The 22,465-nt window shown below is 70.5% G+C and carries 19 protein-coding genes; 7 read left to right on the forward strand and 12 right to left on the reverse strand.

Features of this window, described 5'->3' with window-relative positions:
- Positions 1–20: 20 nt before the first annotated feature.
- Positions 21–722 carry a DedA family protein gene (locus A5702_RS20560; protein ID WP_055405596.1) on the forward strand — a complete coding sequence of 234 codons (702 nt, stop codon included), beginning with the start codon at positions 21–23 and terminating at the stop codon, positions 720–722.
- On the opposite strand, the gene A5702_RS20565 is transcribed toward A5702_RS20560, so the two are convergent.
- Positions 681–2,630, reverse strand: coding sequence for an acetoacetate--CoA ligase (locus tag A5702_RS20565; protein WP_068223209.1), 1,950 nt, complete (start codon positions 2,628–2,630; stop codon positions 681–683). The two genes, A5702_RS20560 and A5702_RS20565, sit on opposite strands and share 42 nt — an antisense overlap.
- Complete coding sequence (locus tag A5702_RS20570; protein WP_068223212.1) at positions 2,627–3,748, reverse strand: glycoside hydrolase family 76 protein; 1,122 nt, start codon at positions 3,746–3,748, stop codon at positions 2,627–2,629. The genes A5702_RS20565 and A5702_RS20570 overlap by 4 nt, the downstream gene beginning before the upstream one ends.
- A 28-nt stretch (positions 3,749–3,776) precedes the next feature.
- On the opposite strand from A5702_RS20570, the gene A5702_RS20575 reads away from it, so the two are divergent.
- Both A5702_RS20575 and eutC read left to right on the forward strand, forming a co-directional pair.
- Positions 3,777–5,186: an ethanolamine ammonia-lyase subunit EutB gene (locus tag A5702_RS20575; protein WP_055405160.1), complete on the forward strand. Its 1,410-nt coding sequence runs from the start codon at positions 3,777–3,779 to the stop codon at positions 5,184–5,186.
- On the forward strand, positions 5,183–5,986 hold the full coding sequence (eutC, locus tag A5702_RS20580; protein ID WP_068223215.1) for an ethanolamine ammonia-lyase subunit EutC: 804 nt from the start codon (positions 5,183–5,185) through the stop codon (positions 5,984–5,986). Before A5702_RS20575 ends, eutC begins: the two co-directional genes overlap by 4 nt.
- On the opposite strand, the gene A5702_RS20585 is transcribed toward eutC, so the two are convergent.
- The 8 genes from A5702_RS20585 to clpB form a co-directional block, all read right to left on the reverse strand.
- On the reverse strand, positions 5,910–6,548 hold the full coding sequence (locus tag A5702_RS20585; protein ID WP_068223218.1) for an SRPBCC family protein: 639 nt from the start codon (positions 6,546–6,548) through the stop codon (positions 5,910–5,912). The genes eutC and A5702_RS20585 overlap by 77 nt on opposite strands.
- 54 nt (positions 6,549–6,602) lie before the next feature.
- The gene (locus A5702_RS20590) at positions 6,603–7,745 is read right to left on the reverse strand and encodes an XdhC family protein (RefSeq protein WP_068223222.1); all 1,143 of its coding nucleotides are present in this window, start codon (positions 7,743–7,745) and stop codon (positions 6,603–6,605) included.
- Positions 7,746–7,803: 58 nt separating this feature from the next.
- A complete protein-coding gene (locus A5702_RS20595) occupies positions 7,804–8,448 on the reverse strand; it encodes an RNA methyltransferase (protein ID WP_067816675.1) in 645 nt (214 codons plus the stop codon).
- Positions 8,445–9,353, reverse strand: coding sequence for a hypothetical protein (locus A5702_RS20600; protein WP_068223225.1), 909 nt, complete (start codon positions 9,351–9,353; stop codon positions 8,445–8,447). The genes A5702_RS20595 and A5702_RS20600 overlap by 4 nt, the downstream gene beginning before the upstream one ends.
- A complete protein-coding gene (gene pyrE / locus A5702_RS20605) occupies positions 9,354–9,896 on the reverse strand; it encodes an orotate phosphoribosyltransferase (RefSeq protein WP_055405170.1) in 543 nt (180 codons plus the stop codon).
- Positions 9,883–10,656 (reverse strand): SDR family oxidoreductase, encoded by a 774-nt coding sequence (locus tag A5702_RS20610; RefSeq protein ID WP_068223251.1) that lies wholly within the window; start codon positions 10,654–10,656, stop codon positions 9,883–9,885. Before A5702_RS20610 ends, pyrE begins: the two co-directional genes overlap by 14 nt.
- Positions 10,657–10,710: 54 nt before the next feature.
- Positions 10,711–11,571, reverse strand: coding sequence for a trehalose monomycolate transport factor TtfA (gene ttfA / locus A5702_RS20615; RefSeq protein WP_055405165.1), 861 nt, complete (start codon positions 11,569–11,571; stop codon positions 10,711–10,713).
- A gap of 152 nt (positions 11,572–11,723) precedes the next feature.
- Complete coding sequence (gene clpB, locus A5702_RS20620) at positions 11,724–14,276, reverse strand: ATP-dependent chaperone ClpB (protein WP_055405166.1); 2,553 nt, start codon at positions 14,274–14,276, stop codon at positions 11,724–11,726.
- 129 nt (positions 14,277–14,405) lie between these two features.
- Between clpB and A5702_RS26775 the strand changes: the two genes are divergently transcribed.
- From A5702_RS26775 to A5702_RS20640, 4 genes are all read left to right on the forward strand, one after another.
- A complete protein-coding gene (locus tag A5702_RS26775; protein ID WP_068223228.1) occupies positions 14,406–14,810 on the forward strand; it encodes a DUF3060 domain-containing protein in 405 nt (134 codons plus the stop codon).
- A gap of 28 nt (positions 14,811–14,838) precedes the next feature.
- Positions 14,839–16,011: an FAD-binding oxidoreductase gene (locus A5702_RS20630; protein WP_068223231.1), complete on the forward strand. Its 1,173-nt coding sequence runs from the start codon at positions 14,839–14,841 to the stop codon at positions 16,009–16,011.
- Positions 16,012–16,013: 2 nt separating this feature from the next.
- Complete coding sequence (locus A5702_RS20635; protein WP_068223234.1) at positions 16,014–16,904, forward strand: aldose 1-epimerase; 891 nt, start codon at positions 16,014–16,016, stop codon at positions 16,902–16,904.
- Between the two features lie 112 nt (positions 16,905–17,016).
- The gene (locus A5702_RS20640) at positions 17,017–20,220 is read left to right on the forward strand and encodes an adenylate/guanylate cyclase domain-containing protein (protein ID WP_068223238.1); all 3,204 of its coding nucleotides are present in this window, start codon (positions 17,017–17,019) and stop codon (positions 20,218–20,220) included.
- Here the strand turns inward: A5702_RS20640 and A5702_RS20645 are convergent.
- Complete coding sequence (locus A5702_RS20645) at positions 20,211–21,056, reverse strand: DUF5995 family protein (RefSeq protein ID WP_055400475.1); 846 nt, start codon at positions 21,054–21,056, stop codon at positions 20,211–20,213. The genes A5702_RS20640 and A5702_RS20645 overlap by 10 nt on opposite strands.
- 22 nt (positions 21,057–21,078) lie before the next feature.
- The gene (locus A5702_RS20650) at positions 21,079–22,278 is read right to left on the reverse strand and encodes an oxygenase MpaB family protein (protein ID WP_055400477.1); all 1,200 of its coding nucleotides are present in this window, start codon (positions 22,276–22,278) and stop codon (positions 21,079–21,081) included.
- Positions 22,279–22,465 lie beyond the last annotated feature (187 nt).

A 22,465-nucleotide genomic window follows, 5' to 3' on the forward strand; every position in this document is an offset into this window, starting at 1 on the left:
CAACGGTATGTTGAAGCATCGTGAGCACCACCGTGACGGCCCTGCCCCACATCTTCGACCCGATGTACTGGTTGGGCGCCGACGGCGTTTTCGGCTCCGCGGTGCTGCCCGGCATCCTGATCATCGTCTTCATCGAGACCGGCCTGCTGTTTCCGCTGCTGCCCGGCGAATCGCTGTTGTTCACCGGCGGGCTGCTGGCCGCAGGTGCGAACCCACCGGCCAGCATCTGGGTGCTGGCCCCCGCCGTCGCCCTGGTGGCGATCCTGGGCGATCAGACCGGGTATTTCATCGGCCGGCGGATCGGCCCGGCGCTGTTCAAGAAGGAAGACTCCCGGTTTTTCAAGAAGCACTACGTGACCGAGTCGCACGCGTTCTTCGAGAAATACGGTCCGTGGGCGATCATCCTCGCGCGGTTCGCGCCGTTCGTGCGGACGTTCGTCCCGCCGGTCGCCGGGGTGTCATACATGCGCTACCCGGTGTTCCTGGGCTTCGACATCGTCGGCGGCATCCTGTGGGGCGGCGGCGTGACGCTGGCGGGCTACTTCCTGGGCAACGTGCCGTTCGTGCACCACAACCTGCAGAAGATCCTGCTGGCCATCCTGGTCGTCTCCCTGACGCCGGCGTGCATCGCGGCCTGGCGCAGTTACCGGGGCCGCCGGCGCGCGGGGGCCGAGCCGGACTCAGGACACCCGACTTCTGCGGTACGCAACGAAAGCGTCTAGCAGCTCGGGGCGGTCGATCGAACTCTGCTGCACCGCCTCGCCGGGTGCGGCGCCCAGCAGGATCCGCTTGATCGGGATCTCCAGCCGCTTACCGGTCAGCGTGCGCGGTATCCCCGGAACCGCCAGGATGTCGTCGGGCACGTGGCGCGGCGAGGCGTGCTGACGGATGGCCGCCACGATCCGCGACCGCAGCGCCTCGTCCAGCTCGGCGCCGTCCGCCAGGGTCACGAACAGCGGCATCCAGTAGCCGCCGTCGTCCTGCTCGATCCCGACCACCAGGCAGTCGCCCACCTCGGGCATGCCCTCCACCGCGGTGTAGATCTCGGCGCTGCCCATCCGCACGCCCATCCGGTTCAGCGTGGCGTCCGAACGACCATGCACCACAACGGATTCCCGCTCGGTGATGGTGATCCAGTCACCGTGACACCACACCCCCGGGTACTTGTCGAAATAGGCGGCGCGGTAGCGACTGCCGTCGTCGTCGTTCCAGAAGAACACCGGCATCGACGGCATGGGCTCGGTGATAACCAGTTCGCCCTCCTCGCCGACGACCGGCTGGTTGGGTCCGGCCCAGGATTCGATGGCCGCGCCCAGGCAGATGCAGGACAGCTCGCCGGCCACCACCGGCAGGATCGCGCAGCCGCCGATGAAGGCGGTGCAGACGTCGGTGCCCCCGCTCATCGAGATCACCGGCACCGATCGGCCGAGTCCCTCTTGGACCCAACGGAATCCGGACGCCGGCAGCGGTGAACCGGTGGAACCCACGGCGCGCAGCCCATCCAGGGCATACGTCGCCCCGGGCTTCAATTCCTTTTTGGCGCAGGCCAACAGGTAGCCCGCCCCGGCGCCGAGCACGTTGACTTGCGCCTCGGCGGCGACCCGCCACAACCCGTCGGTGCTCAAATGCGTTGGGCTGCCGTCGTATAGGACGATGGTGGTGTCCACCAGCAGGCCGGACAGCAACAGGTTCCACATCATCCAGCTGGTCGACGAGTACCACAGGAACCGCTCGCCGGCGCGCAGATCCAGTTGCAGGCCAAGGTATTTCAGGTGCTCGATCACCGTGCCGCCGTGCCCGTGCACGATGCCCTTCGGCTTACCGGTGGTGCCCGAGGAGAACATCACCCACAGTGGGTGGGCGAACGGGACCGGTGTGATCTCCAGCGGGGCATCCGCTGCGAGGGCCGTCGCCCATCCGACGGTGTCGCCCTCGGCCGCGAGCCCGAGCCGGGGCACCACCACGGCGGCCCGCAGGCTGGGCATCGCGCGCCGGATCGCGTCCAGCTCCGCGCGCCGGTCGATGCGCTTGCCGTCGTACACCGATCCGTCGGTGGCCACCAGCACAGCCGGCTCCACCTGGCCGAGCCGGGCGATCACGCCGTCGACCGAAACGTCCTGGTTGCACACCGCCCAGATGGCGCCGACGCTGGCGGCGGCCAGGGCGGCGACGGCGGCCTCGCCGACGTTGGGCAGATACCCGACGACGGCGTCCCCGGGCCCCACCCCCAGGCCGCGCAGGTACGCCGCGAAGGCGCCGGTCTCCCGGCGCAGCCGTTCCCACGACCACTCGCATGCGCCGTCCTCGCCGACGACGATCATGGCGGGGCGCTCGTCGGTGGCGTGCCGGAAGATCTCGGTGGCGTAGTTGAGCGTGGCGCCGGGGAACCACTGGGCGCCGGGCATGGAACGCTCCCCCAGGACCGCGGTTGGGGGGCTGTCCGCCTGGATGTCGAAGAACTTCCAGACGGCGTCCCAGAACCATTCGATGTCCTCGACGGACTTGCGCCGCAGCGCGTGGTAGTCGTCGAAGTGGCCGCGGCCGGTCTCACCCAGCCACGCGATGAAGCGGGTGAGGTTCGCTTCGGCCAGCGTCGCCTCGTCGGGAATCCAGCTGCCGGGCTCGGTCATGTCGCGCTCCCTGCCGTCACGGCGGTGACGTTACAGGCGGCCTCCATCAGCATCCACCCGGATAGCTGCACGGACAGGTCCCGTTCGGCCACCTCGGAACTGTTCACCGCGCCCGCGACGAATTGCGCCTGGCCGCCCTCCGCGCCCGGCACCTGGGCGTCGCGATCCCAGAACGGGCCGAACAGCGGCAGCCCGTCCACCGTTTGCCGGTAGTCCCACGCAGACTTCGCGCTCGCCAGCACAACCCGGCGGGCCGTGTCGCGGGCCGCGGCGTCGTCGGCCGAATCGCCGGGCAGGGCGGTCGCGACCAGGGCGAGGTAGCGCGCGGTGATGCCGGAGAACAGGCCGCCGTCCCCGCCGCCGGCGCCGGCCAGCACGCCGGTCGGGGCCATGTGCTCGGCGACCGCCGCGACCAGCCGGTGCACCCGCGGCGCGTGCCGGTCGTCATGGGTGCGCGCCGCGAGTTCCGTTTCCAGGCCGAGCACCACGCCCTGGCAGTAGGAGTACTGCGCCCGGACCAGGGACCCGGCCTTGATGCCGTCGAAAACCAGGTGCGTCTCCTGGTCGATCAGGGTCTCGTCGATCCAGTCCGCCATCTGCTGGGCGCGCCGCATCCGATCGCCGTAGCGCGCCAGGAAGATGCCCGCCGGTCCGTTGGCCGGGGCGTTGAAGAACTGGTCCTGCTTGCGCCACGGGATGCCGCCGCCGTCCTCGGGCACCCACGCCTCGAGAAATTGATCCGCCAGCTTCGGCAGCGCGCGATGCCGCTCCACGCCGGCTATCCGCGCGGCGCGTTCCAGCGCCAGCGCCAGCCAGGCCATGTCGTCGTAATAGCTGTTGGTCCAGCGAAAGTTGTTGCGCAGCCGGTGCGAGCGGACCTGCCGGTTGATCCTGGTGTGCCGGTCGGGCTGCGGGTCGCGCAGCTGCGCGTCGACCAGGCAGTCCAGCAGGTGCGCCTGCCACCAGTAGTGCCAGGTGCCGAACATCCGGTCCCGCCGCGTCGACGGCCACGCCACCACACCCAGCTGCGTTCCGGGCAACCCCCATAGGCGTTTGAGGTGCCGTTGCGTGACGGCGGCTTCGGAGCTGGCCGCGCGGTTGACCCACAGCTGATCCATACCCCCAGATCCTGCCTCATACTGATATATGCGCTACCGGCAAACCATTTCGGGAACCACGCACTCCTTCTCCGGCCTGGTCGACGTGATGGCGAAGGCGACGCCATTGCGCTCGGGCGACCAGCTGGCGGGGTGCGCCGCCGACTCCGACGCGCAGCGGGCCGCGGCCGCGTGGGTGCTGGCCGACATCCCGCTCGCGACGTTCCTCACCGAGGCGGTCGTGCCGTACGAGACCGACGAGGTCACCCGGCTCATCATCGACACCCACGACCCCGACGCGTTCGGCCCGATCGCGGGCCTGACCGTGGGGGATTTTCGCGACTGGCTGCTGGATGCCGCGTCCCGCGACGACGGCGCGCAGCGCATCGCCGCCGTCTCGCCGGGGCTGACACCGGAAATGGTTGCGGCCGTGTCGAAGATCATGCGCAACCAGGACCTGATTTCGGTGGCCGCCACGACAAGCGCCACCGCGGCCTTGCGGACCACGATCGGGCTGCCGGGCACGCTCGCCACCCGGCTGCAACCGAACCACCCCACCGACGACCCGCGCGGGATCGCCGCGGCGCTGCTCGACGGGCTGCTGATGGGTTGCGGGGACGCGGTGATCGGCATCAACCCCGCGACCGACTCGCCGCACGCGGCGTCCGAGCTGCTGCGCCTGCTCGACGACATTCGGCAGCGGTTCGCGATTCCCGTCCAGTCGTGCGTGCTGTGCCACGTCACCACCACGATGGAGCTGATCGGGCGCGGCGCCCCCGTCGATGTGGTGTTCCAGTCGATCGCCGGAACCGAGGGCGCCAACGCATCTTTCGGCACCTCGATCGCGATGCTGCGGGAGGCCAACGAGGCCGCCCGGTCGCTGAACCGCGGCACCGTCGGAGACAACGTCATGTACTTGGAGACCGGGCAGGGTGCGGCGCTGTCGGCCGGAGCCCACCTCGGCGTGGGGAACAGACCGGTCGATCAGCAGACGCTGGAGGCGCGAGCCTACGCGGTGGCCCGGGCGCTGCAGCCGCTGCTGATCGACACCGTGGTCGGATTCATCGGGCCGGAGTACCTCTATGACGGCAAGCAGATCATCCGCGCCGGGCTCGAAGACAACTTCTGCGGGAAGCTGCTCGGCCTGCCGATGGGCGTCGACGTCTGCTACACCAACCACGCCGAGGCCGACCAGGACGACATGGACACGCTGCTCACCCTGCTGGGCGTGGCGGGCACCGCGTTCGTCATCACCGTTCCCGGTGCCGACGACATCATGCTCGGCTACCAGAGCCTCTCGTTTCATGACGCCCTGTATGTGCGAAAGGCGTTGGGGCTGCGGCCCGCTCCCGAATTCGAGGCGTGGCTGGCCGGCCTGGGCATGGCCGACGCCGACGGCCGGATCCTGCCCGTCGACCTGGCGACGTCGCCGCTGCGCGCGCTGGCGGCCGGCCGATGACCGACGTGTGGGCACCACTGCGGGCGACCACGCAGGCACGCATCGGGCTCGGGCGGGCGGGCGACTCGCTACCGACCCGGCGCGTCCTGGAATTTCAGGCCGCGCACGCCGCGGCGCGCGACGCCGTGCACGATCCCCTCGACGTCGACGGCCTCGTCCAGCGGCTGGGTGAGGTCGGCATCGAGGCACCGCTGCGAGTGTGCAGCCGGGCCGGCTCGCGCGGCGAATATCTGCGCCGACCCGACCTCGGCCGAAGCCCGGCCGACCTGTCGAGTCTGCCAAAAACCAAGGCCGACGTCGGCTTTGTGCTCGCGGATGGCCTCTCGCCGCGCGCGCTGACCGACCACGCCGCGGGCATGGTCGACGCGTTGGTCCGCGCATTCGACGGCCGGTACCGAATCGCCCCGGTGGTCGTCGCGACCCAGGCGCGCGTCGCGCTCGGCGACCATATCGGTCAAACCCTTGGCGTCACAACGGTTCTCGTGCTCATCGGTGAACGCCCGGGGCTGTCGGTAGCCGACAGCCTGGGCATCTACCTGACGCATCGGCCGGCGCCCGGACGCACCGACGCCGACCGCAACTGCGTCTCCAACATCCATCCACCCGACGGCCTGGACTACGCGACGGCCGCGGCGGTCACCGCCGCGCTGGTCGCCGGCGCCCGCGAACTCGGCCGCTCGGGGGTCGCCCTCAAGGACACGACGCGGGCGGCGTTAGGCGGTGCTAGCCTCGCCGGCCCAGCACCCAGCCCAGCAGCAGCGCGGCGAGCACGGCCAGCAGCACCGGGGCGTACTTCTTGAGCTGGTCGCCCCCGGCGAGGTCAAGCAGATCGATGGGCTCGGGCTCGGCGGCGTGACGCGGCTCCGGGGGGCGACCGATCTGCGCGGGGCCCTCCGGGGTCGCCGGCGCGGCCACCGCTTCGGCGGCCAGCTTGGCCTCGAGCGACTCGACGAACTGGCCCAGCAGCTTCTCCGACACCTGCTGCAGCATGCTGCTGCCGAACTGGGCCAGCTTGCCGGCGATCTTCAGGTCGGTGTCCACGGTGACGCCGGTCTTCTCGCCGTCGGGCTGCAGCACGGCGGTGACCGTCGCGGCCGCACTGCCGGTGCCGCGCGTCTCCTTGCCCTTGGCGTCGATGACCGCCCGGTACTGCCCGCGATCGTGCTCGACGAAGCGGACCTTGCCGCTGAATTCGCTGGTGACCGGCCCGACCTTGACCTTGACCTTGCCAAGGTAGTCCTCCCCCTCGTGGCCGGTGAGCGAAGCGCCGGGCATCAGCGGGATCACCTGCTCCAGGTCGCTCAGCACGTCCCACGCCTGGTCGATGGGTGCGCTGACGGTGAACTGGTTGGCGATCTTCATGCCCCGGGTCCTCTCGCGTGTGAAGCGGCGTCGAGCACCAGCCTACGGGCGGCACTACGGAAGTAGAGTGGGGTCCCCCGCGTCGTGGTGGATCCGCCCGACGATCTGGGTCAGTGGGCGGCCGCCGCCGCCCCAGCGCCTGGCGATGATGTCGGCGGCGATCGAGACCGCGGTCTCCTCCGGGGTGCGGGCGCCGAGGTCCAGCCCGATGGGGCTGGACAGCCGGCCCAGCTCGGCGTCGGTCAGCCCGGCGGCCTTGAGCCGGATCACGCGGTCGTCGTGCGTGCGGCGCGAGCCCATGGCCCCGACGTAGCCGACCTGCGGCAGGCGCAGCGCCACCTCGAGCACCGGCACGTCGAACTTGGGGTCGTGGGTGAGCACGCAGATCACGGTGTGGCGATCGACGGCGCCCGCCGCGGCCTGGGCGGCGAGGTAGCGGTGGGGCCAGTCGACGACGACGTCGTCGGCCGTCGGGAAGCGCGCCCGCGTGGCGAACACCGGCCGGGCGTCGCACACGGTGACGCGGTAGCCGAGGAAGGAGCCCTGCCGCGCCAGCGCCGCCGCGAAGTCGATCGCCCCGAACACCAGCATCCGCGGCGGCGGCGCATGGCTGGACACGAAGACCTCCATGCCGTCGCCGAGCCGCTGCCCGTCGGGCCCGTACTCCAGAACGTCGCTGCGGCCCAGCGCCAGCAGGCCGCGCCCGTCGTCGGCGACCGCGGCGTCGGCGCGCGCCGAACCCAGCGACCCCGCCACCCCGTCGGGCCGGATCACCAGCCGCCGGCCGACCCGGGTGGGATCGGGGTGGGCGATGACGGTCGCGGTCGCGACGGCGCGGCCCGCGGCGATGTCGTCGGCCACCGCGCCGAGTTCGGGGAACGTCGCGGGCGAAACCGGCTCGACGAAGACATCGATGACGCCCCCGCACGTCAGCCCCACCGCGAACGCGTCGTCGTCGCTGACGCCGTAGCGTTCCAGCCGCGCGGTCCCGGTCCGCGCGGCCTCGGTGGCGAGGTCGTACACCGCCGCCTCCACGCAGCCGCCCGACACCGACCCGGCGACCGAGCCGTCCGGCGCCACCACCATCGCGGCTCCCGGCGGGCGCGGGGCGGACCGGAAGGTGCGCACCACCGTGCCGAGCCCCGCGGTGTCGCCCGCGCGCCAGATCGACATCAGCTCGGCAATCACGTCACGCACTCTCTCAACGTAGAGTGACGGCCTCAGGCCCCGCGTGTGAATCGTTGGCTTTGAGTGGCTACCAGGCGTGGGAGAGGTCGGCGTGCTGGCGAACCCAGGCGTGCATGGCGATCCCGGCGGCGACGCCGGCGTTGATGCTGCGGGTGGAGCCGAACTGGGCGATCGACACCGTCACCGCCGCGCCCGCCCGGATGTCGTCGGTGATGCCCGGACCCTCCTGACCGAACACCAACAGGCACTCGCGCGGCAGCGCGGTCTCCTCCAGCCGGGCCGCCCCCGGAACGTTGTCCACCGCGACCACCGTGAGCCCGGCGTCCGCGGCGAAGCTGAGCAATTCGGCGGTGTTGTCGTGATGGCACAGCCGCTGATAGCGGTCGGTCACCATGGCGCCCCGGCGATTCCAGCGCCGCCGGCCCACGACGTGCACGGTGTGCACCGCGAACGCGTTGGCGGTGCGCACCACCGACCCGATGTTGGCGTCGTGCCCGAAGTTCTCGATCGCCACGTGCAGCGGGTGCCGGCGCCGGTCTATGTCGGCGATGATCGCCTCCCGCGTCCAGTACCGGTAGGCGTCGACAACGTTACGAGTGTCGCCCTCGCGCAACAGAATTGGGTCATAACGCGGGTCGTCGGGCGGCTCACCCACCCACGGCCCGACCCCGCCGCCCGGCGTCGCCCATTCGGTGGGCCCGGGACCGGTCATCGCGGCGTCCACACCCCGGCGTGGGTGCCGTCGACCGCCACCGTCGCATACAGCAACGCCTCGTTGATCTCGCCCTGGGTGCACAGCGACGCGCTGACGTGCACCGCGTCCAGCGACGCGTCGGGCAGGACCAGCACCGACGACCCGTACGCAGCGCAGGCCGGGTTGAGGCCGGCGCCGGGCAGCGTCGGAGACGCGAGCAGCATCAGCGGGCCGCCGCGCTTGGCCGAGTCGTCGCGGTACCGGGCCGCGATCCCGTCGACCTCGAGACCCAGCAGCATGAAGCCGTTCCCGTTGAAGGCCGCGGGATCGCCGAGCTGCGCCTTGGTCATCGGGGCGCCGTCGGCGCGCCAGGCCGACAGGCTGGTGGTCTTGACCGCCACGCCGGTGTCGTTGGCGTTGGTGGGCATCAGCCCCACCGGGAACGCGGCCGGGTAGGCCGCCGAGCTGTTCGGGATCCGGTCGCGCGGCGAGTAGGTGTACACGCCACGGACTTGGCTCCGATCCTTAAGGGGCCCAAGGCAAACCGTCCCGGCGAGCCGGTCGCCGGACGCCGACAGCGGCGAGTGGACCTCGGGTGCCTTGTCCGTCCGGCGATCACAACTGCCCACCCCGTTGGACTCCATCGGGTGCGACAGCGCGCCGTAGAGCCCGAACCGGATGTCCTCGGGTTTGGCGTGCGGCGCCTTGGGGTTGGCCGCGGCGGCGTCGACGTCGATCAGCACGTAGTCGCCGTCCCAGCGCAGGTTCGACACCGACATGTTCCAGCCCAGCAGCGACAGCGATTCGCCGAGCCGCGCCCCCTGCGCGCCGTACGGGCGCACCGGTTGGCCGGCGCCCGAGCACCCCGTCAGGCAGGCCAGCACGCAGGCCGCAACCGCGAGAAGCTGTGCGCGGCAATGCAATTAGCCCAACCCCAGATCGGCGAGGCCCAGCACGCTGCGGTACGGCAGGCCCTCGGCCTCGATGGCCTCGGCGGCGCCGGTGGAACGGTCGACGACGGTGGCCACGCCGACCACGTGTCCGCCGGCCTCCTGGACGGCGTGCACCGCCGTCAGCGCCGACGCGCCGGTGGTGCTGGTGTCCTCGACCACCAGCACCCGCTGGCCGGAAACCTCGGAGCCCTCGATAAGACGTTGCAGCCCATGGGTTTTCGCAGACTTGCGCACCACAAACGCGTCGATCGGGCGGCCCGGGGCGTGCATGACGGCCGTGGCCACCGGGTCGGCGCCCAGCGTGAGCCCGCCGACCACGGCGTAGTCCCAGTCCCTGGTGAGGTCGCGCATCAGCGTGCCGATCAAGGCGGAGGCCCGGTGGTGCAGCGTGGCGCGGCGCAGGTCGACGTAGTAGTCGGCCTCCTTGCCCGACGACAGGGTGACCCGCCCGTGCACCACCGACAGCCGGCGCACCAGCTCGGCGAGTTCCTCGTGGGGGTCAGGTCCGGCCACGGCCACCGCCGATTCGCTTGGTCACGGCCCGCATCAGGGTCCGCGGGATCATCCGCTCGGCGGCGATGATCGCCTTGTATTGCAGGCCCGGGATGCTGATCACCTTGCCGCGGGCGATGTCGGCCAGGCTCTGATTCACCACGTCGTCCACCTCGAGCCACATGAACGACGGCGACTTGGCCATTTCGATGCCGGCGCGGGCGTGAAATTCGGTGTGCACGTAGCCCGGGCACACGGCGTGCACCCCCACGCCGGTGCCCTGCAGGCCGACGGACAGGCCCTCGCTGAAGGAGATCACCCACGCCTTGGACGCCGAGTAGGTGGAGCCGCGGCCCGGCACCAGCCCGGCGACGCTGGCGATGTTGATGACGGTGCCGGCGCCGGCGTCCAGCATGGCCGGCAGCGCCGCCCGGGTCAGGTGCATGATGGCGGTGACGTTGACGTCGAGCTGCGACTGCAGCAGCGCCGGGTCGGTGGCCCAGAAGTCACCGGAGGTGCCGAAGCCGGCGTTGTTGACCAGCACCCGCACGCCCCGGGCCAGCCGTTCGCAGACCTGCTCACGGCCGGCGGCTTCGGCCAGGTCGGCCGGCAAAACCTCGATGTCACCGGCCCGGTCCGCCAGGTCCCCGGCCAGATCGGTCAGCCGGTCCACGTCGCGGGCCACCAGGACCAGGTCGTAGCCGTCGTTCGCGAAGCGTCGCGCGAAGCCGGCGCCGATCCCGGACGTGGGCCCGGTGATCAGGGCTACGGGGCGGGGCATGAGCGACATCCTAATGACGGCGGCCGCGCCGCCCGTCCGGCGCCCGGCGCGCCGTCAGTGCTGATAGTTGGTGGCCTGATGGCCGTTGCGTCCGGTGGGCGGCGGCCGGCGGACGGCGTCGGGGGCGCGCTGCTCCCGGCGGATCGGCTCGGCGGGCCGGCGTGCGGCCTCCGAACCGAGCAGGCCGGAGACGTCCTGCTGCGCGCGCCGGGGCGGCAGCTCCGCGCGACCGGCGGGCGCCAGCGGGCGGCCGGGCGACGCGCTGCGCAGCGCCGCGGGCGCGCCGGCCTCCTGCTGGGTTTCCTCCGGCAGCGGCGGCAGTACCCGCAGGAGGTCGTTGAACTGGCGCACGGTGCGCAGCCCCTCGTCCCACTGGGTGCGGGTGCTGGTGATCGGCATGGCGACCAGCGTCCAGTTCTGCTCGTTCCACATGATCTCGGCGGAGTCGGGCGCGGTGTGGGCGAAGGTGACCATGCGGCGGTCGCAGGCCCGCCGCGCGGCGTCGAGGTTGGTGGAGTACACCATCCGCGGGCCGATGGCGCCCAGCAGCCAAATGTCGCTCTCCCGTGGCTCTTTGAGGCCCTTGAGGCGCAGGTCCACCACGACGTTGGTGCCCACCTTGCGGTGCAGCGCGATCACGGTGGCGACCTCTTCGAGGTCGAAGATGTACACGGCCTCGCCGCGGATCTGACCCAGCACCACGTTCTGCGCGGCGATGTCGCCGACCGTCGAAATCACCCCGCGCTTCCAGCGCTTGAGGATGTCGGCCGATTCACGCTCGTAGTCGAACCCGTGCGACCGCGCCCACGACTTGCGGCGCCTGCTGCGCCCGCGGCGTCGATCGATGTCGACGTACAGCAGCACGCCCGCGCCGACGAAGCACAGCGCGGACAGCGTGAACCAAAGGGGGACCATCCCACACAGGGTATCCGCAATCGTGCCGGAATAAAGAAGTCCGGCTGGTCACAACCCAATTACAGGACTAAACACCCCACACATGCGCCGAACGTCGACTTGTTGGGCGATTTCGGATGAAATGCCTACAACAAGTCGACGTTCGAGCGGCCTCAGCCCAGGATCAGCGAATCGCCGTCCGGGCTGACGTTCACCGGCACGGTGTCCCCGTCGTGCACGTCGCCGGCCAGCAGCAGCTTGGCCAGCTGGTCGCCGATGGCCTGCTGCACCAGGCGGCGCAGCGGCCGGGCGCCGTAAACCGGGTCGAACCCGCGCTGCGCCAGCCACTGCTTGGCCGGCAGCGACACCTCGAGGGTGAGGCGGCGCTGCGCCAGCCGCTTCTGCAGCTGGGCCAGCTGGATGTCGACGATCGCCACCAGCTCGCCGGGCTCGAGGCCGTGGAAGATGATCACGTCGTCAAGCCGGTTGATGAACTCGGGCTTGAACGCCGAGCGCACCGCGGCCATCACCTGCTCCTCGCTGCCGCCCGACCCGAGGTTGGACGTCAGGATCAGGATGGTGTTGCGGAAGTCGACCGTGCGGCCCTGCCCGTCGGTGAGCCGGCCCTCGTCGAGGACCTGCAGCAGCACGTCGAACACGTCCGGGTGCGCCTTTTCGATCTCGTCGAACAGGATCACCGTGTACGGCCGGCGGCGCACCGCCTCGGTCAGCTGGCCGCCCTGGTCGTAGCCGATGTAGCCGGGCGGGGCGCCGACGAGCCGGGCCACCGAGTGCTTCTCGCCGTATTCGCTCATGTCGATGCGAACCATCGCGCGCTCGTCGTCGAACAGGAACTCCGCCAGCGCCTTGGCCAGCTCGGTCTTGCCGACGCCGGTCGGGCCGAGGAACATGAACGACCCGGTCGGCCGGTTGGGGTCGGCGACGCCGGCCCGGGACCGCCGCACGGCGTCGGAGACCGCCTGAACGGCTCGCCTCTGACCGATGACGCGCTTGCCCAGCTCCTCCTCCATGCGCAGCAGCTTGGCGGTCTCGCCCTCGAGCATCCGGCCGGCGGGGATGCCGGTCCACGCCGACACCACCTCGGCGATGTCGTCGGGCCCGACCTCCTCCTTGAGCATCACGTTCTCCCGCGCCTCGGCCTGGGGCAGCGCCGCGTCGAGCTTCTTCTCGACCTCCGGGATGCGCCCGTACCGCAGCTCGGCCGCCTTGGCCAGGTCGCCGTCGCGCTCGGCCCGCTCGGACTCGCCGCGCAGCGCCTCCAGCTGCTCCTTGAGCTCGCGGACCACGTCAATCGCGCTCTTCTCGTTCTGCCAGCGGGTGGTCAGCTCGGCCAGCTTCTCCTTCTGGTCGGCCAGTTCGGAGCGCAGCTTCTCCAGCCGCTCCTTGGACGCCTCGTCCTCCTCCTTGGCCAGCGCCATCTCCTCGATCTCGAGGCGGCGCACCAGGCGCTCGACCTCGTCGATCTCGACGGGCCGGGAGTCGATCTCCATCTTCAAGCGCGAAGCGGCCTCGTCGACCAGGTCGATGGCCTTGTCCGGCAGGAAGCGGGCGGTGATGTAGCGGTCGGACAGCGTGGCCGCGGCCACCAGGGCCGAGTCGGTGATGCGCACCCCGTGGTGCACCTCGTAGCGGTCCTTCAGCCCGCGCAGGATGCCGACGGTGTCCTCCACCGACGGCTCGCCCACCAGCACCTGCTGGAAGCGACGCTCCAGCGCGGCGTCCTTCTCGATGTACTTGCGGTACTCGTCGAGCGTGGTGGCGCCGACCAGCCGCAGCTCGCCGCGGGCCAGCATGGGCTTGATCATGTTGCCGGCGTCCATTGCGCCCTCGCCGGTCGCGCCGGCGCCGACGATGGTGTGCAGCTCGTCGATGAACGTGATGATCTGCCCGGCGGAGTTCTTGATGTCGTCGAGCACGGCCTTGAGCCGCTCCTCGAACTCACCGCGGTACTTGGCGCCGGCCACCATCGAGCCCAGGTCCAGGCTGATGACGGTCTTGTCGCGCAGGCTTTCCGGCACGTCGCCGGCGACGATGCGCTGGGCCAGGCCCTCCACGATCGCGGTCTTGCCGACGCCGGGCTCACCGATCAGCACCGGGTTGTTCTTGGTGCGACGGCTCAGCACCTGCACGACGCGGCGAATCTCGTTGTCCCGCCCGATGACCGGATCCAGCTTGCCCTCCCGGGCGCGGGCGGTCAGGTCGGTCGAGTACTTCTCCAGCGCCTGATAGGTGGCCTCCGGCTCCGGGCTGGTGACCCGGGCGCTGCCGCGCACCTTGACGAAGCCGTCGCGCAGGGCCTGCGGCGAGGCGCCGTGGCCGGTCAGCAGCTTGGCGACGTCCGAGTCGCCGGTGGCAAGGCCGACCAGCAGGTGCTCGGTCGAGACGTACTCGTCGTCCATCTCGGTGGCCAGCTGCTGGGCGGTGGTGATGGCGGCCAGCGATTCACGCGACAGCTGCGGCTGCGAGCTGGCGCCGCTGGCCTGGGGCAGGCGGCCGACCAGGCGCTCGGCCTCGGTACGAATGGTCGCGGGCTGGACGCCGACAGCCTCCAGCAGCGGACCCGCGATCCCGTCGGCCTGCGTCAGCAGGGCCATCAGCAGATGCGCGGGCCGGATCTCGGGGTTACCGGCGGCCGAGGCCGCCTGAAGCGCCGAGGTCAGCGCCGCTTGCGTCTTGGTTGTCGGGTTGAAAGAGTCGCTGGCCAAACCGGGCCACCTCCGTTCAGGGGTAGTTCCAAATGCTTGTCGCGATGTGCAACGCCGTCAAGGTTGAGTCTGTTCCGCTCAACTCTAACGAGTTTTGGGCGGTATGGCGCAGGGGGTACCCCCGTATCGATGACGCAAATGGAGCAGCACCGGGCCCCTAACGCCCTGACGCTGGCCATCGTGGCCGGCGGGCTGGCGTTGGGAGGCCTGGCCGCGACCGGATTCGGCGCCGATCTCGCCGGCGCCGGTCCGTCGGCGACCGTGCCGGAGTCGGGCACGTTGCAGGTCAACGGGACCGGCACCACGAAGACCGTCCGTTGCCAGGGCGGCTACCTGTCGGTCAGCGGCCAGGCGAACACGGTCACCGTCACCGGCCACTGCACCAGCGTCAGCGTCTCTGGCCACGACAACCGCGTCGCCGTCGACAGCACGGACGCGGTGAGCACGTCCGGAACCGGCAACGCGGTCACCTACCATTGGGGCTCCCCCAACGTGGTGAGCGCCGGAACGGCCAACACGGTCAAGCAGGGCTGAGCGGGTCGCGGGCCTAGAATCGGGGCCCGTGGGGCTCGAGGACACCGAAGCGTTGCGGTTGTTGCGCGACGCCTTCGGCGCGGACGACTCCGGGCCCGGCAACGAGGTCGTCCGCCGGTTCTACACCCGGTGGTTCGCCCTCGACCCCGCGGTGCGCGACTTGTTCCCGCCCGAAATGGGCGGGCAGCGGACGGCTTTCGCCCACGCGCTGCATTGGGTGTACGGCGAACTCGTCGACCAGCGCGCCCAGGAACCGGTGGCCTTTCTCGCTCAGCTCGGCCGCGATCACCGCAAATACGGTGTGCTGCCGCAGCATTACGACACGTTGCGGCGCGCGCTGTTCTCGGCGCTGCGGGCGCACGTCGGCGACGCCTGGACCGACGCCGTCGACGACGCGGCCAACCAATCGCTCAATCTGATCACCGGGGTGATGCGGGGCGCCGCGGACGCCGAGGAGGGGCCGGCGTGGTGGGACGGCACCGTGATCGAGCACATGCGGGTCTCCCGCGACCTCGCGGTCGTCCGGCTACAGCTCGACCGGCCGATGGACTATCACGCCGGGCAGTACGTCAATGTGCATGTCCCGCAATGCCCGCGGCGCTGGCGCTACCTGTCCCCCGCCATCCCGGCGGACCCTGGCGGTGGCATCGAATTCCACGTTCGCGTGGTGCCCGGCGGCCTGGTCAGCACCGCGATCGTCAACGAGGCGCGCCCCGGCGACCGGTGGCGGCTGTCCAGTCCGCACGGCGGCCTGCGGGTCGACCGGGAGGGCGGGGACGTGCTGATGGTCGCCGGCAGCACCGGCCTGGCGCCCCTGCGGGCGCTGATCATGGACCTGTCCCGGTACGCGGTGAACCCGCGGGTGCATCTGTTCTTCGGCGCCCGCTACCGCTGCGAGCTCTACGACCTGCCGACCCTGTGGCAGGTGGCGTCCCACAACCCGTGGCTGTCGGTGTCGCCGGTCTCGGAGTACGGCGCCGACCCGGCGTGGGCCGCCGACTATCCCGATTGCACGCCGCCGCGCGGCCTGCACGTGCGGCAGACCGGTCGGCTGCCCGAGGTGGTGACCAAATACGGTGGCTGGGGCGACCGGCAGATCCTGGTCTGCGGCGGGCCGGGGATGGTGCGGGCCACCAAGGCCGCCCTGATCGCCAAAGGCGCTCCGCCGGAACGTATTCAGCACGACCCACTGTGGAGGTAAGCATGCGTGTCGTCACCCTGCGCGACCCGGAATCGCCGGTGACCGCGGAGTTCGTGCCCGACGCGGGCATGATCGGCACCTCGCTGAGCGACGCCGGCGTGGAGCTGCTCGGGCAACGCCGCGGGCTGGACGCCTACGTGACGGCGGGCAAGACGATGGGCATCCCGATCCTGTATCCGTGGGCGAACCGGTTGGGCGACAACTCCTATACCGCCGAGGGCGTGACGGCGACGCTGACGCCGGGCGAGAACGGGGTGCGCGCCGACCCCAACGGGTTGCCGATCCACGGCGTGCTGGCGGGCCACCGAGGCTGGCGGGTCACCGCCGAGTCGGACAACGAGCTAACGGCCGAGCTGGATTTCGCCGCCGACCCGCGATTGCTGGCCACCTTCCCGTACCCGCACGTGCTCACGGTGGCGGTGCGGCTGGCCGAGCGGACGCTGACGGTGCGCACCACGGTCCGCGCGACCGGCGACACGGCCGTGCCGCTGTGCTTCGGCTTCCACCCCTACCTGCGCCTGCCGGACGTGCCCCGCGCCGAGTGGGTGATCGACACCCCGCCGCTGCGGCACCTGTTGCTCGACCAGCGGGGCCTGCCGACCGGCGCGTCCGAGCCCGCCCCGGCCCGCGAGGAGGCGTTGGGCGACAAGGCTTTCGACGACGCCTACGACCGGGTGCCCGAGGGCGCGGTGTTCGCGGTGTCGGGCGGCGGGCGCCGGCTACAGGTGCGCTTCGAGCAGGGGTACCCGGCGGCGCAGATCTTCGCGCCCACCGCCGAGGACGTGGTGTGCTTCGAGCCGATGACGGCGCCGACCGACGCCCTGCGCCGCGGCGGCTACCGGTGCGCGCGACCGGGTGCACCGGCGGTCGCCCAGTTTGCCATCCGCGTCTAGGGGCGGGCCGCCAGCGAATTGTCCGGACCAACACATATTCGGGGTCCACACGTGCTGAATTAGGCGCGTTTGACGCGTACTCTTTAGCCCATCCTTGGCAGGAGGACGCAGCGTGAGCCCTGGCGAGACCGGCACCACGATCGACGAATTGCTGGACCGCGCCGTGCAAGCGATCAATGCCGGCGACCGCGCGACCGCGACCTCACTGGCCGGACAGGTTCTTTCGGTCGACCGCGGAAACCCGGAAGCCGAAGACCTGCTGGCGATTCCGCCCCGCTACGGGGAAATACGCAGGCTGACAATCCTTTTCGCGGACATGGTGGACTCGACCGCGCTGTCCACCCGGATGGAACCGGAGAATTACCACACCTTGGTCGGCCGGTACCGGGATGAGGTGCGCCGCGTCGTCGATCGCTACGAGGGGCACATCAGCTCGATCAAGGGCGACGGCCTGCTGGCCGTGTTCGGGCACCCCAAGGCGCACGAGAACGACGTGCGGCGCGCCGTCGCCGCGGGGCTGGACATCACCCGCGCCGTCGCGCGGCTGAGCGCCCAGGCGGAACGCAAGTTCGGCGAGTCCATCAGCGTCCGGGTGGGCATCCACCGCGGCCTGATCTATCTCGACACCGACCAGGACGACGTCTACGGCTTCGCGGCCAACCTGGCCGCGCGTCTCTCGGGCCTGGCCGCGCCGGGGACGGTGGCGGTGTCGGATGCGGTGGCGCCCCTGGTCGGCGACTCGTTCGAACTCGACGCCCGCCCACCGGCTTCGGTGAAGGGCGTCGAATGTCTGACCGTGCATCACCGGGTGCTCGGCGAGCGACACGAGGCGCCGCAGCTGCGATCGCCCGAGCTGATCGGGCGCGACCGCGAGCGTGCGTCGCTGCGGCAGAGCTGGCAGCGCGCACGGGCCGGCACGTTGACCCGCCCCGGCATCGTGTTTCGCGGCGAACCGGGAATCGGCAAGACCCGGCTGGCCGCCGAGGCGGCCGAAATGGTCCGCGCCGCAGGCGGGCCCGTGGTGCGGCTGTTCGGCTCGCCGCTGCACACCGAGACCGGGCTGCATCCGGTGCGCCGGCTCATCGAGCGCCGCTGCGGCATCACCCGGCTGACCGACGCCGCGGAGCGGCTGCGCCTGCTGCAAGCCGAACTTCGCGCCGGCGGTCTGGACCCCGCGATCGCCACGCCGCTGCTCGCCCCCGTGATCGGCGTCGGCCCCGAACACGGCTATCAGGCCGCGGCCCTCGAGGGCCGGACGCTTTACGAGTCGATCGGCGTGACGGTTCTGCAGTACGTGCTTGCCTGCCTCGGCCGGCATGCCGGGCTGGTGATCGCGGAGGACGTGCACTGGTTCGACGCGTCCACCGCGGAGCTACTCAACTCGTTGCTGGCCGGTGCGGACGGCCGGCTACTGGTGGTGGTGACCGGACGTGACGGTGACTGGCTGCAAACCGATTGGCCGGCAGAGGTTTTCGACCTTCCCCCGCTGACCGATGAGCAGTCCGAGGCCCTGATCGCCGCGCTCAACCCGGCGGTGACCCGGGCGCAGCGCGCCGAGGTGGTCGAGCGATGCGACGGGGTGCCGTTCTACATCGAGCACGTGGTAAGTGAACTCGACGGCGCCGGAACGGATTCCGGTGTGCCCGAGGCGCTCTACGAGCCGCTGTTCGCCCGGCTGCATCACTCCCGGCCCGACGTGGTGCCGGTGGTGGAGGCGGCCGCCGTCATCGGGCGCGCCGGCGATCTGCCCATGCTGCGCGCCGTGGTCGGGCGCGACGCCGAGGACGTCGACGACATCGTCACCGAACTCGTCCAGGCGCGCGTGCTCGAACGGCGCGGCGACGACGGCTGGCGCTTCCGCCACGAGTTGCTGCGCGAGGTGGCCGCCGAGCTGGCCCCGCCGTCGCTGGGCCGGGACCTGCACGCGCGCGCCGCCCGCGCGCTGGTCAGCGCGGCGGCCGACGCCGAACCGGATTGGCCGGTGGTCGCAAGCCATTTCGAGCAGGCCCACCACTACGAGGAAGCCGTCGAGGCCTACCACATGGCCTCGGCCAACGCCCGGCGCCGCGGCGCCTTGCAGGAAGCGGTGGTCTGCCTCACGGACGCCCTCACCCAGCTGGACAACTGCCCGGCCAACCCCGACCGGGACCGCAAGGAAATCGCCATCCGGATGGAACGTGGATTCTTGACGGGCGCGACCCAAGGCAGCATGAGCGGCGAGGGTCCCGCCGACTTCCAACGCTGCCTGGCCCTGGCCAGCGGCGGTGACTACGAGGACGAACTGCTCACCACGCTGACCGGGCTGATCGGTTACTACGTCCCGCGGGCCGAGCTGCGCCGGGCCCACGACCTGGTCGACTCGCTGTCCGCCCGGATCACCGAGAATCGGCCCTGGAGCATTCCGGCGATCGCCTCGGTGATGGGTTCGGTCGTCTGGCTGGAGGGCGACTTCGTGGCCGCCCGCGATCACCTGTTGCGGGCGCTGGCCGATAGCTCCGCGGCCGATCCCCTCGTGCTGGACACCGCCTGGTGGGTGCACGTCGACCCGATCTCGTTGGCGCACACCTACATGGCACTGACGCACACCGCGTGCGGCGACCTCGACCGGGCGCACACGGAGTTGGCGAATTCATTGCGGCGCTGCGACGTCCTGGGTTCCCCGCGCGACGCCTACAACCGGGCGAGCACCTACTACATGGAGATCTGGGTGCGGCTGGAGAGCAGCCAAATCGACCAGGCGGCAACCGCGGTCGCGGAACTCCGCACGCTCAGCGAGCAATCCGGGCTCGACCTGTGGCAGCTGGTCGGTCGAACCCAACACGCCACCGTCAAGGCGCTGGCGGCGCTCGAGGCCGACGCCGACGCCGCCACGCTGGCCGGCCACGCGGAAAAGGTCGCGCGCTGGGTGGACGGGTCCCGGCGCATGCACCTCAAGATGTTCCTGACGTTCCACGACGCGATCGTCGGCCGCCTGCTGATCGCCGCGGGCGCGGCGCAGCGGGCGCGGGAACGGTTGGAGATGGCGCTGCGGCACGCGGAAGAAACGGGGATGCACTTCTACGACGGCGAGCTGATGCGCGTGCGCGCGCGGACGTTCACTGCCCCCGAGGAACGGCGCAAAGCCCTGAACGAGGCGCTCGAATTCGCCCGGCGCCAAGGGGCGATCCTGTTCGAATTGCGTTGCCTGCTCGAGCTTTATGAGATCGACGGCGATCCGTCCGCGCTCGTCGACGTTGTCCGCCGCTTCCCCGGTGACGCCCGGTGGCCGGAGTTCGCGCGAGCGCAAACCATCCTCGCGCGGCCGGATCAGCGATAACCCTTGCGCGGCCTGTGCGGGGAGTTCGATACCTCTTCGAGCGCTTGAAGGTTGGCGGCCACGTCGCGAATTTCGTGCTTGCCGACGAGGCGGACGAGCGCCGGGAAGGGGGTCACCCGCCCGGGTGGCTGCAGATAGAACGAGCCCAACGCCGCCGCCCAGGCCTCCTGGTGGACCATCTTCTCCGTGACCTTCGACCGGTGCGTCGCGAGGAAGTAGGCGAATTCCCAAGCCCCCCTGCGCAGTTTGACCAGCGACCGGTCGAGCGCGCGGATCTCGCCCGGCACCAGCCACCGGGTCCAACGGATTTCGGGGGAAAGCGTGTCGATGACCTTGAGAACGTCGGGCAGCTGCTTGCACAGAATCTTGTTGACCCGGTTGTAATCGACCGCCAGGCTGTCCATCGAGTCGCCGGCGACCGCGAAGACGGCGAGCCCCAGATCGAACGTGATGTGCGCATTCAGTCCGGCCATCATGTGCTGAAGAATGATCGCCTGATCGTCGTGGTCGCCCACGAACGCGACCTCCCAAGGCAGCGTCGGGCCGGGACCCCGCTCCGGATAGAAGTAGGCATTCAAGGCGTTGAAGTAACGCCGGGCGAAGGCGATGTCGAGATCGGTCATCCGGGGGCCATCCTCGAACACGTTGTCGCCGACAGCGTCCCGGATTGCGAGGGTGGTCCGCCGGTACAGCACGGCGAAGTACCCGAGGTGGCTCTCCGCCGTCTTGGCCCAGTCGATTACCCGATCGATATTGCGCAGGACATCGTCGATGGTTTTTGGCTCGTCGAGCCAGTGCGGCCGGAACTCGGGGGCGGGAGGCGTGGGAGCAGCCATGTCGGGTCTTCCCTTCAGTCGACTATGCCGGGCGGCGGGTGGGCTTTGGTGCCGACAGCTCCCAGCTGCGGGCAAGGTGATCGGGTATGTCGAACTTCGCGCGCTCCCCACCCCGGTTCAGCCGGAACAACCCATGCAACAGGTCGTGCCCAAAGGGGCGAATCACCTCCGAGACCCGTTGGTAGCGCCGCGAATTGCGCTTGGTTCGGCCGAATACGCGCACGAAGAACCAACTGCCGGCGCGGCTGAGCCGCCCAAAGTCATCGGTGAGGGCCGACTCGGGCACCAGCAGCATGTCGGCGATTTCGTCGCCGACGAGGTGCCGGATCAACGGCGGGACGGTGTCGTCGAACCGGTGAAAGGGCGTCATCTCGTCGAGCAGTTCCATCAGCGCCGCGGCCATGACCCGCCCCTCGCGCGACGGCCGGAACTGCCTGCGCCGAATCGTCGCCACCAGCGCGGTGGCCTCGTGGACGTTGTGCGCGTACAGGTCGGGATGCACGCCGAGTAGATGCCCGATGACGTTCCACAGGTGAAGGTAGGCCTCGGCGTCTTTCCTCGGGACGTGCACGCCCAGCTGCCGCAGGGGGTCGACGACGACGTAGGAGAACGAAAGCAGCGTGCCCGCAAGGTCTTCCTGATTGATCGGGACGCCCCAATCGAGCGGCTTCCACACGTCGGGGTCGGCCTTGCTGCGGATCTCGATCAGCTTGCGAACCGCGGCGTGCATCAGGCGCACGTGCTGGATGCTGCGCACCCCCTTGCCGTGTTCGCCGAAGCTGCCGGAGGAGAGCACGTTGATCAGGAACTGGCCGGTCTCCATCACCCGGCGGCGGGTGTCGGTGTCGAGCCGGGCCGTCAGATAGAGCACCTTGACGCCGTTGGCCGCCGCGTACGCCGACGGAAGGGACGCGCAGAACAGGCAGATCGCGATCTGCAACCCCCAGGTTTCGAAGAGCTGCTGGCCGCGCTTGATCTTGGCCGTGTCGGCCCAGGGCGGCAGCGCCGCCGTCTTGGCCAGGAACTCCCGTACGGCCGGGGGCAAACCTTCGGGGGTCGGCTGGTCGTTGCTCACCAGCGTCTGCATGATCGTGTTGACGGCTTGGACGTCGCCCTGCCCGAACACGGCCTCGATGGCCTCGTCGGCTGCCGGATCGCCCAGCTGTCGCATCTCATCGAGCCGCGCGTCGGTCCATCGGGAGCTTCGGTTGGCGCCCGCCATGTAGGCAGGATGACAGATCGCCGGCGGTTTTTGCTAGGGAATAACGCCAGTTACCGCACCGGCGGGGTCAGCCGCGCGTTCGGCGCGGCTGCCACACCACCACGGCGGTGCTCTTGGGCACCACCGCCAGGTCGCGGCGCTGCCCGGCGCGCGTGAAGGAGCTCACCGAGGAGCTCGCGCAGGTACG

The organism is Mycobacterium sp. E3339 (assembly GCF_001666915.1).
Taxonomy (GTDB): Bacteria; Actinomycetota; Actinomycetes; order Mycobacteriales; family Mycobacteriaceae; genus Mycobacterium.

Excerpts from the sequence above, each read along its gene's own strand:
- A5702_RS20635 (WP_068223234.1), top strand. The coding sequence starts at position 16,014 with ATGCGTGTCGTCACCCTGCGCGACCCGGAATCGCCGGTGACCGCGGAG.
- A5702_RS20565 (WP_068223209.1), bottom strand. The coding sequence starts at position 2,630 with ATGACCGAGCCCGGCAGCTGGATTCCCGACGAGGCGACGCTGGCCGAA.
- A5702_RS26775 (WP_068223228.1), top strand. The coding sequence starts at position 14,406 with ATGACGCAAATGGAGCAGCACCGGGCCCCTAACGCCCTGACGCTGGCC.
- A5702_RS20650 (WP_055400477.1), bottom strand. The coding sequence starts at position 22,278 with ATGGCGGGCGCCAACCGAAGCTCCCGATGGACCGACGCGCGGCTCGAT.
- A5702_RS20645 (WP_055400475.1), bottom strand. The coding sequence starts at position 21,056 with ATGGCTGCTCCCACGCCTCCCGCCCCCGAGTTCCGGCCGCACTGGCTC.
- A5702_RS20595 (WP_067816675.1), bottom strand. The coding sequence starts at position 8,448 with ATGACCGGTCCCGGGCCCACCGAATGGGCGACGCCGGGCGGCGGGGTC.
- A5702_RS20575 (WP_055405160.1), top strand. The coding sequence starts at position 3,777 with ATGCGCTACCGGCAAACCATTTCGGGAACCACGCACTCCTTCTCCGGC.
- A5702_RS20570 (WP_068223212.1), bottom strand. The coding sequence starts at position 3,748 with ATGGATCAGCTGTGGGTCAACCGCGCGGCCAGCTCCGAAGCCGCCGTC.
- ttfA (WP_055405165.1), bottom strand. The coding sequence starts at position 11,571 with ATGGTCCCCCTTTGGTTCACGCTGTCCGCGCTGTGCTTCGTCGGCGCG.
- A5702_RS20585 (WP_068223218.1), bottom strand. The coding sequence starts at position 6,548 with ATGAAGATCGCCAACCAGTTCACCGTCAGCGCACCCATCGACCAGGCG.
- A5702_RS20610 (WP_068223251.1), bottom strand. The coding sequence starts at position 10,656 with ATGCCCCGCCCCGTAGCCCTGATCACCGGGCCCACGTCCGGGATCGGC.
- eutC (WP_068223215.1), top strand. The coding sequence starts at position 5,183 with ATGACCGACGTGTGGGCACCACTGCGGGCGACCACGCAGGCACGCATC.